This is a genomic window from Geodermatophilus sp. URMC 61, assembly GCF_052931555.1.
This window is the reverse complement of sequence record NZ_JBRFHZ010000002.1, coordinates 3,275,819-3,289,375: the sequence shown is the minus strand read 5'-3', so window position 1 is coordinate 3,289,375 and position 13,557 is coordinate 3,275,819. Positions and strand designations below refer to the sequence as shown.

Below are 13,557 nucleotides of genomic sequence, written 5' to 3'. Positions count from 1 at the left end.
CACGGTAGACGCGCGCCCCTTCCGCGGACGCCCCGTCCGCCGGGAGCGCAACGGTGCAGGTCCACCGCAGGGACGCCGCCCGTCCAGGAGGGCCACTTAAGCTCGCCGGTCGTGACCCGTCGGATGGCCGTCCTCAGCGTCGGTGTGGTGCTGCTGGTGGTGTTCGGCGTGCTCGGCGCGGCGGTGCCCGTGCCCTACGTCGCGCAGGTCCCCGGGCCCACCTTCAACACCCTCGGCGAGGTCGACGGCGAGCCGATCATCAGGGTCGAGGGCCGCGAGCGGAACGAGACCGAGGGGGAGCTGACCCTCACCACCGTCGGCGTCAGCCGGGCCGGGCTCAGCCTGGTCGAGGCGGTGCAGGGCTGGTTCGACAGCGAGGTCAGCGTCGTCCCCGAGGAGACCGTCTACCCGCCGGGGCGCACCGAGGAGGAGACCCGCGACGCCAACCGGCAGGCCTTCCTCACCTCGGAGGAGGCGGCCGAGGCCGCGGCGCTGGCCGAGCTCGGCTATCCGGTGAAGGTGGTCGTGCGCGGGCTGTCCGAGGACTCGCCGGCCGAGGGGCAGCTGCAGGAGGGCGACGCCATCGAGGGCGTCGACGGCCGGCCGACGCCCGACCTCGCCACGCTGGACGCCGTCCTGGCCTCGGTCCCCGGTGGCACGACGGTGCCGGTCGCGTACACGCGCCTGGGGCAGCCGGGGACGGCGGCGATCACCACGCGGCCCGCGGAGGACGGGGCGGGCTCGCTGCTCGGGGTGCTGGTCCGCGAGCAACCCGCGGCACCCTTCGACGTCGACATCGCCGTCGAGGACGTCGGCGGGCCCTCGGCGGGTCTCATGCTGACCCTCGGCATCCTCGACCTGGTCGGCGACACCGACCTGACCGGTGGGGGGAGGGTGGCCGGCACCGGGACGATCGACGCCAACGGGAAGGTGGGCCCGATCGGCGGCATCCAGCTGAAGATGATCGCCGCCGAGGAGATCGGCGCCGAGATGTTCCTCGTCCCGGCCGACAACTGCGCCGACGCCCTGGCCGCCCCCCAGCCGGGCCTCACCCTGGCCCGCGTGTCGGACCTCGACGCGGCCCTGACGGCACTCGAGGACTTCCGCGCCGGGCGGACCCCGCAGCCCTGCTGACGTCGCCCCGTCAGCACGACCGTCCCCCGTTGGGGGAAGCTGTCGGCCGGAGCGGGCGTCCGGGGAACCCGGCACCGTCCCGAGCGTTGGTCTGGACGACCGGATCGGTGCCCGGGGGCCCGAGCCGGCGCCGGCCCGACCGACCGTGGCCGGCACCGTCCGTGGCGCTCCGTCACGACCGCGACTGAAGGAGAACCTCGTGGCCATGCGGCCCCCCGTGTCCGTGCCGACCCTGTCGCGGCGCGCGAAGGTGGTCATCGGGGCCATCGCCGTCCTGTTGGTGCTGTTCACGGCCATCGGGACGCTCACCAACGTCTACGTCGACTACCTGTGGTTCGACGAGACCGGGTTCACCGAGGTCTTCTGGACCGAGCTGCAGACCCGCGCCCTGCTCTTCGCCGTGGCCGGGGTGGCCACCGGCGGCCTCACCGCGCTGGCGATCTACCTGGCCTACCGGTTCCGTCCCACGTTCCGGCCGATGTCGCTGGAGCAGCAGAACCTCGAGCGCTACCGGCAGTCGATCGAGCCGCGCCGCACCCTGGTGCTCACCTCGGTCGCCGTCGTGCTGGGCCTGTTCGCCGGGTTCACCGCGCAGGGCAGCTGGGAGACCTGGCTGCAGTTCCGCAACAGCACCGACTTCGGCCGGACCGACCCGCAGTTCGGCCTGGACATCTCGTTCTTCGTCTTCGACTACCCCTTCTACCGGCTGCTGCTGAGCTTCGGCTTCGCGATCGTCATCCTCGCGTTGATCGGCTCGCTGCTGACCCACTACGTGTTCGGCGGCCTGCGGCTGCAGACCCCGGGGCAGAAGCTGACCGGCGCGGCCATGGTGCAACTGTCGGTACTGCTCGGGCTCTTCGTCGCGCTCAAGGCGGTCGCCTACTGGCTGGACCGCTACGCGCTGGTCTACTCCGACCGCGGCGGCCTGTTCACCGGCGCCAGCTACACCGACGTCAACGCGCTGCTGCCGGCCAAGACGATCCTGGTCTTCGCCGCGGTCGTCTGCGCGATCGCGTTCTTCGCCAACATCGTCGTCCGCAACTTCCGGCTGCCGGCCGCGGCGCTGGTGCTGCTGCTCATCTCCAGCCTGGTGATCGGCGTCGCCTACCCGGCGATCGTGCAGCAGTTCGTCGTCCGGCCCAGCGCCGACCAGCGCGAGGCCGACTACATCGCCCGCGCCATCGCGTCGACCCGCGACGCCTACGACCTGACCGACGTGGAGTACGTCCAGTACGCCCAGCAGGAGACCGGCGAACAGGTCGACCCGGCGGCGGCCCTGGCCGAGCTGCGCAACGACACCGAGACGATCCCCAACGCCCGGCTGCTGGACCCGAACGTCCTCTCGGACACGTTCACCGCACGCCAGCAGATCCGCAACGTCTACGGCTTCCCCGAGAAGCTCGACATCGACCGCTACACGCTCAACGGCGAGACGCAGGACTACGTGGTGGCGGTCCGCGAGCTCAACAGCGAGGGGCTCAGCGAGAACCAGGACACCTGGATCAACCGGCACACCGTCTACACCCACGGCAACGGGTTCGTGGCCGCGCCGGCCAACGAGGTCGTCGCCGGCCAGGAGGGCGGCGAGCCCCGCTTCACCACCCGGGACCTCCCCACTCGCGGCAACATCGAGGTGAGCGAGGACGGCGCGCGGATCTACTACGGCGAGCTGATGCAGGACTACTCGGTCGTCGGCGCCCCCGAGGGTGCCGAGCCGCGGGAGTTCGACCTGCCCGAGGGCAGCGACGGCGAGGGGCAGATCAACAACACCTACGACGGCCAGGGCGGCGTCGAGATCGGCAGCTTCTTCCGGCAGCTCACCTTCGCGATCTTCTACCGGGAGCGGAACTTCCTGCTCTCCAGCGCCGTCAACGACGCCTCCCGGGTCCTCTACGTCCGCGACCCGCTGGACCGGGTGGAGAAGGCCGCGCCCTTCCTCACCGTGGACGGCGACCCGTACCCCGCGGTCATCGACGGCCAGGTGACGTGGATCCTCGACGGCTACACCACCTCGGGCTCCTACCCGTACTCCGAGCAGATGGAGCTGGGTGAGGCGGCCGCCGACGCGCTGACCGGCACCGGGACGACGGCGCTGCCGAACGAGACGTTCAACTACATCCGCAACTCGGTGAAGGCCACCGTCGACGCCTACGACGGCACGGTCACGCTGTACGAGTGGGACACCGAGGACCCGGTCCTGCAGACCTACATGAAGGCCTTCCCCGGCCTGGTCGAGCCGCGTGAGCAGATGTCCCCGGACCTGGTCGGCCACGTGCGCTACCCGGAGGACCTGTTCAAGGTGCAGCGGGACATCCTGACCCGCTACCACGTGAGCGACCCGGGCGACTTCTACAGCGGGAACGACCGGTGGGCGGTCCCGGCCGACCCGACGCAGGACACCCAGGAGCCGCAGCCGCCGTACTACATCCTGGCCCAGCGGCCGGGCGACCCGCAGGCGAGCTTCCAGCTGACCAGCGCGCTCAACGCCTTCCGCCGGGAGAACCTGTCGTCGTTCGTGTCGGCCTCCAGCGCGCCGGAGACCTACGGGCAGATCCAGGTGCTGACGCTGCCGGGGAACACGCCGTTCCGAGGCCCGCAGCAGGTGCAGCAGTCGTTCATCACCAACAACCAGGTGCGGCCGGACCTCACGCTGTTCAACAGCGCGGAGTCCCGAGCGGTGTTCGGCAACCTGCTGACCCTGCCCATCGGCGACAACGGCCTCCTCTACGTCGAGCCGCTGTACGTCGAGGGCACGGGGGAGAACTCCTTCCCACTGCTGCAGAAGGTGCTGGTCAACTACGGCGACCGGGTCGGGTACGCGAACACCCTCGCCGAGGCCCTCGACCAGGTGTTCGGCGCCGGCGCGGGCGAGGCCGCCGTCGACAACGAGGATGCCCCTGCGCCCACCGGCCAGCCCGATGCGCCGGCGACACCGACCCCGGCTCCGGCCCCGCCGCCTGCGGACGGCGGGACGGCCACCCCGAGCACACCGGAGATGCAGCAGGCGGTCCAGGCGATCAACGACGCCCTGGCGGCGCTGGAGACCGCGCAGCGCAACGGCGACTTCGCCGGGCAGGGGCAGGCCCTCGAGGACCTGCAGGAGGCCGTCACGGCGTACCAGACCGCGCAGGGTCAGGCTGCCCAGGCGGCTACGCCGGGCGGGTGAGCGCCGGCCGGCGTGGGCTCCACCACTGTGGTGGGGCCCACGCCGGCCCCCGGTGCACGCCGGGGGAGCGCGGGGGTATGGTGGTCTCACCGACGCGGGGTGGAGCAGCTCGGTAGCTCGCTGGGCTCATAACCCAGAGGTCGCAGGTTCGAATCCTGCCCCCGCTACTCACCAGGGTCCGGAAACAGGTCCGCCCCGAGGGAAACCGGCGCGATTGCGCCGGTTTTCGTCGTCTCTGGGGCCGGTTTCCGGGTTTTCCCGGCCGACTGGACGACCCCCGCCTACGCAGCCGGACCCTACCCATCCGGCACCACCCCGCCCTGACCGCGGGGGTTGTGACACCGGCTGCCCACCCCGGTTCGGCAGCCCTGGGCAGCCCTGGGCAACCGGTGGTCCACGTCTGCGCGGAGTTGATTGCGCGACGTTGCGCCCCCGTCACCGGTCAACGTGCTAGGTGCCAGGTGCCTGGACGTCATCGTCATCCCCCGCCGAAGGCAACGGTGGACGGTGCTGCCCTGACGGACACTCGCGTGCAGACCCCAAGTCCGCGCGGCATCCTCCGGCAAGCCGAGCGGGAGGGCGCGAAGACCTCGAGTCCGCCCCGGGGATAGATCATTACGGCGGCGGACTCGGGTCGTCTTCGGCGGCGTCGTCTCCGAGCAGAGAAGGGTCGGTCACGGCGACCCGAGTCAGGGACCGCGTGATGAGGTGATCGGGGCCGAGCGTCCGGAGGCAGCGCGACAGGGTGTCCTCGCCCAGCGCGCGGGCCGCCTCGACCTCACCCAACCCCGCCAGGGCGCCGGTCAGGACGGCCGCCGCACCGAGAGTGATCGGGTGGTCGGGGCCGAGCACCCGGAGGCAGCGCGGCAGGGTGTCCTCGCCCAGCGCGCGGGCCGCCTCAGCCTCGCCCAGCAGGAGCAGGGCGCCGGTCAGGACGGTCGCCGTCAACAGGGTGATCGGGTGGTCCGGGCCGAACGCCCGGCGACTGCGCCGCAGGGTGTCCTCGCCCAGCGCGCGGGCCGGCTCCGCCTCGCCCAGCAGGAGCAGGGCGCCGGTCAGGGCGACGGCCGCCTGCAGGGTGGTCAGGTGGTCGGGGCCGAACACCCGACGGCCACGCCGCAGGGTGTCCTCGCCCAGCGCGCGGGCCGGCTCCGCCTCGCCCAGCAGGAGCAGGGCGCCGGTCAGGACGGTCGCCGCCAACAGGGTGATCGGGTGGTCCGGGCCGAACACCCGACGGCAGCGCCGCAGGGTGTCCTCGCCCAGCGCGCGGGCCGGCTCCGCGTCGCCCAGCAGGACCAGGGCGCCGGTCAGGGCGGTCGCCGCTATCAGGGTGTGGACGTGGTCCGGGCCGAACACTCGGCGGCAGCGCCGCAGGGTGTCCTCGCCCAGCGCGCGGGCCGGCTCCGCCTGGCCCAGCAGGACCAGGGGGAGGGTGAAGGCGGTCGCCACAACCAGGGTGGTGGGGTGGTCCAGGCCGAGGACCCGGCGGCAGCGCCGCAGGGTGTCCTCGCCCAGCGCGCGGGCCGGCTCCGCCTGGCCCAGCAGGACCAGGGCGCCGGTCAGGGCGACGGCCGCCTGCAGGGTGAGCGGGTGGTCCGGGCCGAACACCCGGCGGCAGCGCCGCAGGGTGTCCTCGCCCAGCGCGCGGGCCGGCTCCGCCTGGCCCAGCTCGACCAGGGCGCCGGTCAGGGCGACGGCCGCCTGCAGGGTGAGCGGGTGGTCCGGGCCGAGCACCCGGCGGCAGCGCCGCAGGGTGTCCTCGCCCGGGGCGCGGGCCGGCTCCCCCTCACCCAGCCGGACCAGCGCAACGGTCAGACCGCTCGCGGCGGTCAGGGTGTCGGGATGGTCGGGGCCGAGGACCTCGCGCCAGCGGTCGAGCAGCGGTGCGCAGACGGCTCGGCTGCCGGAGCTGTCTCCTTTGGTCTGCAGGTAGCGGATGGTGTCCAGGACCAGTCGCCGGCCGGCAGAAGAGAGGTCGGCCAGCGGGCTGGTGGCGAGCACGTGCGGAGTCAGCTGGGTGTAGCTGGGCCAGCTGGCTGGATCCTCCGGGTCGCCGGGATGTGCGGCGGCCAGCAGCGCCACTGCTCGTTGGGCGGTGGTCTGCTGCCGGTCGGCGGGCAGCTGCTGGCGGATGACCGCCTGCAGCAGCCGGTGCAGCTGGAAGGCGTCGGCGGAGCGGTGGGCCAGGGAGTAGCCGACCAGCGCGCCGACGGTGTCGGTCAGCGCGTCGGGGTCGGCGGCGGCGGTGCGCAGCGGCTCCTCGAGCAGGTCGGCGTGCCCGCCGAACAGGGTCAGCGGAATGGGTTCGGGGGCGAGGAAGGCGGCCAGCTCCAGCAGCTGCACGGCGGCCGGGTCTTCGCACCTGAGTCGCTCCAGGGTCAGCGCCCAGGTGGTGTCGAGCCGCCCGGAGTAGCCGGGCACCTCGCCGCGGGCGAGCAGGGTCTCGCGGTGGGTGCGGAAGCGGCGCAGGTAGTCCGCCGGCGGCAGGTCGGTCTGCTCCAGGTAGCCGGCGGCCTGGGCGGCGGCCAGCGGCAGGTCGCCCAGCTCGGCCGCCAGTTTGTCTGCCAGATCCTCGGACAGGGCCGGGATCCTGCCGCACAGCAGCGCGATCGTCTCCGCCCGCGTGAGCACGTCGACCTCCAGCCGCCCACCCAGCGCCCCCCAGCCGGGGGAGCGGGAGGTGATCAGCACGTGCCCGGCCCCGCCGGGCCGGTAGTCGGCGATGTCGCCGGGCCGCTCGGCGTTGTCGAAAACCAGCAGCCAGAGCGGTCGGCGAGTGAGTTCAGCCAGCAGCCGCTCGACGGTGTCGGCCACCGTGGGCCCATGCGGGAGGTCGAGCCGGGCGGCGAGGGCGGCGAGCTGGCCGGGGATGAGCACGGGTTGTTCGGCGTCGATCCACCAGACCAGGTCGTAGTCGGCGGCGAACCGGTGTGCGTACTCGAGCGCCAGCTGGGTCTTGCCGACTCCGCCGAGGCCGTAGAGGGCCTGCACCACCAGCGTGCCCTCGCGGGCGTGCAGCCGTCGACGCAGTGCGGTGAGCATGCCGTCCCGGCCGGTGAAGCGGGGGTTGCGCGGCGGCACCTTCCACACGGCCGGCAGGACGCCGGCGAACCCCGGTTTGTCCCCCGACACGGGCGTCGGACCCGAGCGGGGAAACGGCGGGGGGCCGGTCGGGCGCTCACCGGCCAGCCGTCCCCGTAGCCGAGTAACTGCGGCGGCCTCGCCCAAACCCGTCAGGTCGACATGGATCAGCGGCGCGTACAACGCCGGCAGGGTGACCGGCTCGACCAGCACCGGCACGATCCGCCCCGCCCACTGTTGGGCGAACACCGCGCGCAGCTCCGCCCCGCCGAACGCGGAGGCGAAGTAGGCCTCGGTGCACACCGCCAGCAGCCGATCGGCCCGCTCCAGCGCCTGCTGCATGCGGGCCACGAAGTCCTCACCCGGGGTCCAGTCCCACACGTCCAGCTCGACCGTGTAACCGACCTCCTGGAGCTGCCAGGCCAGCCATTCGGCCCATGCGGTGTCCCGGCCGGCGTGGCTGATGAAGAAGTCGACCCCCCGACCGCTCACGCACCACGCCTACACCCCTCACCCGCCGTACGCGAGAGCCACGGCGGCCGGGTAGAGGAGTTCCTCATCGGCCGCGGACCGCTGTCCGAAGCGCGTGTCAAGATCACCTGCGTATCCCGGCGGGCCAGCAAGCCGGGGCAGGAAACGAACCAGAACGGGGGTGCGCAGATGCCTATGCAACGGCTAGTGCCTGCGGAAACGGACGAAATCCAACAGCGGAAGCGGTGGTTCGGCCGGTCCCCTCGCTACCAACCGACGAGGGCCCTCACAGTGACTGTGAGGGCCCTCGTCGTATGCGCAAAGGTCTACGCGCGTTCGTGTAGAGGTCGGTCACGTCTGACCGAGCCCATGAGATGTCGCGACCGGCGTGGCCATGACGAAGTCAGTGTCCCGACCGTCCATGCACCAGTGCTGCACCCATCACCCGCCGTGCGGGAGACCGGCGTCCCCGGACAGGGAACCCGGCTGGTGATCCCACGCGTCCTCGTCCCGAGCCCGGCAGGGTCCGGGTGGGAGACGCAGCTAGAGCTCGGGGAGCCATCGTTCCCACGACGAGGCACACGAGTTCCGCAGGTCCACGTCCACAGCGGACCATCCGGCAATCGGCAGCAGCATCGCCACCCGGCACGGGATGGCGCCGCTGCCGGCCTGGGTCAGGTGCAGCGTGATCGGGTGCTCGGGACCGAGCACTCAGCGGCTGCGCTGCAGCGTGTCCTCGGCCAGGGCGTGGGCCTGCCCGACCTCTCCTCGCTGGATCAGGGTGAGGGCGGGCGCGGCCGTCAGGGTGGTGTCGTGGTCGGGGCGGCGCACGCAGCGGGAGCCGGGACGTCTGGTCAGCAGCGCCACGGGAGACGAGACTCGGCGCGCCGCATGGTCGGGTGGGAGGACCGGGTGATGGCTAGCCACGTTGCGCTGACCGCCGGGGTGCTCGACGGCCTGGCGGCGAGGCTGACGGGGCGGCTGGTCCGCCCGGGCGATGCGGACTACGACGACGTGCGGGCCGTGTTCAACGCGCTGATCGACCGGCGGCCGGCCGCGATCGCCCGCTGCCGGGACGCCTCCGACGTCGCCCACGGCATCGCCTTCGCCCGCGACCACGGCCTGGCCCTCTCGGTCCGCGGCGGCGGCCACAGCGTCGCCGGGAACGCGGTCTGCGACGGTGGACTCATGCTGGATCTGTCCGGCATGAAGACCCTGCACGTCGATCCGGGCCGTCGCGTCGCGCTCGCCGGGCCGGGTCTGACCCTCGGCGAGCTGGACCGCGGAACCCAGCAGCACGGCCTGGCCACCCCCTCAGGCGCCGTGTCGATGACCGGCATCGCCGGCCTGACCCTCGGCGGCGGGTTGGGCTGGCTCAGCGGCCGGTACGGACTGGCCTGCGACAACGTCGTCGCCGCAGACGTCGTGACCGCCGACGGCGTCCTGCTGCGGGTCGATGCCGAGGAGCACCCCGACCTGTTCTGGGCGATCCGCGGCGGAGGCGGCAACTTCGGTGTCGTCACCCGGTTCACCTACCGCCTGCACCCGGTGGGCCCGGTCCTCGCGGGCAGTCTGACGTTCCCGGCCGAGACGGCCGGGCGGGTGCTGCGCCACGTCGACGAGTTCATGGCGGCGGCACCCGATGAGCTGTCCGCGGCGGTCTCGTTCGGGCTCGACGGCGGGCGCCCGGTGCTGTCGGTGACCGTCTGCTGGTGCGGCCCGCTCGACGACGGCGAGCGGATCCTGCGGTCGCTGCGCGCGGTGGGGCCGCCGCTGGCCGACTCCATCGGCCTGCGGTCCTACGTCGACCTGCAGAGCGCCGGGGACGCCGGCTTCCCGCGCGGCCGCCGTCACTACTGGAAGGCCGGGTTCCTGCCGCGCCTGACCGACGGTGCGGTGGACGTGCTCCTCGAGCACCTGCCGCGGATGCCCTCGGCGCTCAGCGGGATCGGCGCGCAGCACATGCACGGCGCGGCCGGGCGAGTACCGGCCACGGCGACCGCGTTCCCGCACCGGGCCGACCAGTACGACCTGCAGCTCCTCTCCCAGTGGACCGATCCGCAGGACACCGAGCGCAACACCGCCTGGACCCGCGACCTCTTCGAGGCCCTGCGCCCACACCTGCGGGACGCCGTGTACGTCAACAACCTCGGCAGTGAGGGACCGGACCGGGTCCGCGCCGCCTACGGCGCCAACCTCCCGCGGCTGGCCGAGGTCAAGCAGGTCTACGACCCCACCAACGTCTTCCGGCTCAACCACAACATCACACCCGCCCGCCCGGACAGCGCCTCCCTGCCCTGACCCATCAGCCACCGGCACGGCGTTCAGCGCCGGGTCCCGTCGGACCCCGGGTCTGCACTCCTCGATGCGGTCAGCACCCGGCCCACCGACCGGAGCCGGGGCTCCACGCGGAACCGACGGGTGCCGGCATCACACTTCTGCCGCAAGGGGGCGCGGGCACCGACCGGCCGGTGGTGAGGTCGTCTCCGTTCACAGCGCCGAAGGCGGAGCAGGCGCAGGCGTCCGCCACCTACCTCCCACCTACACCGGACGGTGGGAGGTGTGCGGGGACACCGTCCTGCACACCCGGTTCGGGGGCGGCCGGGCGTCCAAGTGGCGGTGTCGGGGGCCGTCAGGCCACCGGCGCGGTTCCGGCGGCGGCGTCGGCGGCCTCCTCGGCGATCTGGACCGCGCGGCGGACGGCCCGGCTGTGTTCCCCGCTGATCCTCCAGCGGATCATGCGCCCGGTGCCGTGTGGCGGCGGCAGGTGGCCGAGCTGGGTCATCATTCCGAGGTCGTCGCGGACGGCGACGTGCTCGGCGAACCGGCCGTCGCGCAGACGGAAGACGTGCCCGTGGCGGACCGCGAAAGTGCGACCGGTGGGCCGGAAGGCGACCGGGCTGGCGCCGGGTAGGAACACGACGAACGGCCCGGTCTGCCGTCCGCGCATCCACACGTGGGCCATGACCTTCTCATCGTCGGCGGTGCACTCGATCAGCTCGAAGGTGAGGTCGGTGAACGCCAGGCGCAGCCACGCGCTGGTGGCCATCAGGCCGGGCAACCCCGGCCGGGCACAGGCAGGCGGCTCTTCGGCGGCCATGTGGTTGACGTTCCCCGGGTGCAACACCCGCCCGGCCAGTTCGACATCGCCGGTGGCGACTCCGCGCAGGTGCTCCATCACGGTGTGGGCGGCGTCCATGCCTGGCTCGCCTTGCCGGTGGGGCGGCAGCCCAGCCGCGGCTGCCCGGGGCGGTGAAGCGGTGCAGGCAGTGTCCCGAGCCCTGGCACCGCGCTGATGGTCACGTGTTCGGCAGTCCGGCGACGACACGAAGATCATCACGGTATCCGGGTCAGCATGTGAGCCGCGTTGGGAGACGGACCAGGACGGGGTGTGCAGACGCCTGTGCAGCGGCTCACGACCTGCGGAAACGGACGAAGTCCAACACCGAGGGCGGTGGTCCGGCCGGTCCTCCCCGACCGAACGAGAGAGGCCGCGCGTGCTCGTGTGCGGTGGTCCGTCGCGCCTGACCGGGACCGACGCCGGTCCCCGGGCCGGGCGAGGCCGGTGACGAGGCGGGCGGGTGCAGCAGGTGCCGGACCCCCGCCCACCCGGCTCGGCTATCCCATCGGAGCGCTGCGGTTCCGCCAGGCGGTCACGCTCCGCGTGGCCCAGCGCAGCCGGGTGGTGCCCTCGCCGACCAGCCGTCGGATCGCCGGGCCGACCGGACCGGCGCCGACGTGGACGGGAACGACGTGGATGCCCCGCACCCCGTGCGGATACGGCGTCGCGTTCGTCTCCTCCTGCCACTGGCCGGCGGTGGTCCGGCAGCGCACCCGCAGCTCGTGCCGGCCCGGGCTGGCCTGCCAGCTGGCCGACCACGGCCGCCAGGCGTCCGGGCCGAGGTCGATGCCGAGGGTGGCGTCGGTCCACGGGCCGCCGTCGACCCGCAGCTGTACCCGGTCGACCCCGACAGGCGGTGCCCAGGCGTAGCCGCGGACGGTGACCGCGCCGGGGTCGACGCGGGAGTGGCTGCCGGGCGTGTCGATGCGCGAAGCCGGGTGCACCGGGTAGGTGCCGTCGGACCACCCGCGAGCGCCCCAGTAGGACAACGGCGGGGTGGCCGTGACGGTGAGCCGGCGCAGCCACTTGAGGTTGCCGTCCTGGCCGTGCCGGCCGGACACGAGCAGCCGGGCGGGGCTGCCGTGCTCGCGCGGTAGCGGCTGCCCGGCCATGCCGACGGCGAGGAACCCGTGGGCCCGGGCGGTCGCGAGTGGCAGCACGTTGGTGTAGCCGTCGACGGCCTCGGCGACCAGCCACCCCCCGTCGTCGGGAACCCCGGCCAGGCCGAGCAGCTCGCCCAGGCCGATGCCGGTCCAGCGGGCACAACCCATCCGCGGGCCACCGACCGGGTTGTGCACGCAGACCATGAGCAGGTCGCGCTCCTCCAGCGGCAGGGCCAGGAGCTCGGGGAGCGCCAGCGACAGGGGCTTCTCCACGTCCCCGTCCACGTCCAGCCGCCAGGTGCCGAGGTCGGTCCGCGGCTCGGGCACGGTGACGTCGATGACGACCATCTCCCCGGGCCGCGCGAGCAGGGGGGCGACTCCCGGCTGCGGTGCGGCGACGGGTACGGGCAGCAGCGGGCGGGCGGGGACCGGCAGCCTCACCTGCTCGTGCAGCGAGGCGGCCCCGCGGCGGCGGGCGCGCCTGTCGGCAGCCACGACCGCCCCGGTGGCGGCTGCGGCGGCCGCCAGCACCGTCCGCGGCCGGGTCTGCAGCGGTGCGACCGCGGTCGCGGAGACCAGCAGGCCGGCGATGGCCGCGGCGGCGCTGTCCCGGCGCGACGTGTCACCGCGGCGCAGCGCCAGGTAGCCGCCGAGGACGTGGGGCACGCCTGCCACGGCGACACCGAGCAGCGGGCGGCCGGCCAGGGCCCCGCCGGCGGCCGCAGCCAGCCCGCTCGCACCCGCCGCGAGCACCGCCAGGCCCGGCTTGTCGGCTCGGCCGACGAGGGCGACGCCACCGTCGACCAGCACCGCCGGAGCGGCGTCGACCAGACCGCGGGCCAGCCCCGAGGACGGCGAGCGACCGCGGCGGGTGGCGGAGGCGGTGACCTCACCGGCGGCAGCCGCCAGCAGCCCAGCGACCAGGCCGGCCCAGCCCGACCACGGACGAGAGGTTGGGTGGGCGGTCATCGAGAGCTCCTCGGGTGCCGTGATCGGTCGACGTGATCAGGTGTGGGCGGAGGGGCGGGCGGCTGCGCGTCGGCCGGTGCCGGCGTCCGGGTGGCCATCGCCAGCGCCACGGCCAGGACGGTGCTCACCGACCCCCAGAGCACGAGCCCGTCCGGGGACAGCCAACCCGGCCCGGCCAGCGCGGCAGCCGGGGTCCAGGTGACCGTGCGCACGGTGCCGGCCTGCCAGCCGACCTGGTGCAGCCAGGCCGCGACGGCCAGCGTCCAGCCGGCGGTGACAGCGGCAGCGGCCGCCCAGCTGGGGTCGGTCACCATCCCCCATCCGAGCTGCAGCCCGACCCCGGTGGCCAGCAGCGGCAGCAGCGTGACGCTGTAGCGGGTGAGGAACACCCGGCCGGCCGAGGAACCCCGGGATGCCCGCGGTGGCACGGGGAGGCCGAGCGAAGCGGCGGGTGGAGCGGTCGTCGTGGACATCGGTGCCTCCTCCGGCGGGCCGAGGCCGGTGCTGGGAAC

At 73.6% G+C, this 13,557-nt stretch carries 8 protein-coding genes and 1 tRNA gene; 4 read left to right on the top strand and 5 right to left on the bottom strand.

Annotated elements, in window-relative coordinates; genetic code table 11:
* Positions 1-111 precede the first annotated feature (111 nt).
* The 3 genes from ACU610_RS15290 to ACU610_RS15280 all read left to right on the top strand — a co-directional run bounded on the left by ACU610_RS15290 (position 112) and on the right by ACU610_RS15280 (position 4,467).
* Positions 112-1,134 carry a YlbL family protein gene (locus tag ACU610_RS15290; protein WP_446768558.1) on the top strand — a complete coding sequence of 341 codons (1,023 nt, stop codon included), beginning with the start codon at positions 112-114 and terminating at the stop codon, positions 1,132-1,134.
* A 205-nt stretch (positions 1,135-1,339) separates the two neighbouring features.
* Positions 1,340-4,300 (top strand): UPF0182 family membrane protein, encoded by a 2,961-nt coding sequence (locus ACU610_RS15285; RefSeq protein WP_446770727.1) that lies wholly within the window; start codon positions 1,340-1,342, stop codon positions 4,298-4,300.
* 93 nt (positions 4,301-4,393) lie between these two features.
* Positions 4,394-4,467: transfer RNA gene (locus tag ACU610_RS15280), tRNA-Met, on the top strand.
* A 448-nt stretch (positions 4,468-4,915) separates the two neighbouring features.
* Here the strand turns inward: ACU610_RS15280 and fxsT are convergent.
* Positions 4,916-7,873, bottom strand: a complete 2,958-nt coding sequence (fxsT, locus tag ACU610_RS15275; protein WP_446768557.1) for an FxSxx-COOH system tetratricopeptide repeat protein — start codon at positions 7,871-7,873, stop codon at positions 4,916-4,918.
* A gap of 690 nt (positions 7,874-8,563) precedes the next feature.
* Positions 8,564-8,719, bottom strand: coding sequence for a hypothetical protein (locus tag ACU610_RS15270; RefSeq protein WP_446768556.1), 156 nt, complete (start codon positions 8,717-8,719; stop codon positions 8,564-8,566).
* Positions 8,720-8,767: 48 nt separating this feature from the next.
* Here ACU610_RS15270 and ACU610_RS15265 point away from each other — a divergent pair, with 48 nt between their 5' ends.
* Positions 8,768-10,153, top strand: coding sequence for an FAD-binding oxidoreductase (locus ACU610_RS15265; protein ID WP_446768555.1), 1,386 nt, complete (start codon positions 8,768-8,770; stop codon positions 10,151-10,153).
* Positions 10,154-10,484: 331 nt separating this feature from the next.
* On the opposite strand, the gene ACU610_RS15260 is transcribed toward ACU610_RS15265, so the two are convergent.
* The 3 genes from ACU610_RS15260 to ACU610_RS15250 form a co-directional block, all read right to left on the bottom strand.
* A complete protein-coding gene (locus ACU610_RS15260) occupies positions 10,485-11,051 on the bottom strand; it encodes an ester cyclase (RefSeq protein WP_446768554.1) in 567 nt (188 codons plus the stop codon).
* A gap of 419 nt (positions 11,052-11,470) precedes the next feature.
* Positions 11,471-13,045: a molybdopterin-dependent oxidoreductase gene (locus ACU610_RS15255; protein WP_446768553.1), complete on the bottom strand. Its 1,575-nt coding sequence runs from the start codon at positions 13,043-13,045 to the stop codon at positions 11,471-11,473.
* A complete protein-coding gene (locus tag ACU610_RS15250) occupies positions 13,042-13,518 on the bottom strand; it encodes a hypothetical protein (RefSeq protein WP_446768552.1) in 477 nt (158 codons plus the stop codon). Before ACU610_RS15250 ends, ACU610_RS15255 begins: the two co-directional genes overlap by 4 nt.
* Positions 13,519-13,557: the final 39 nt, after the last annotated feature.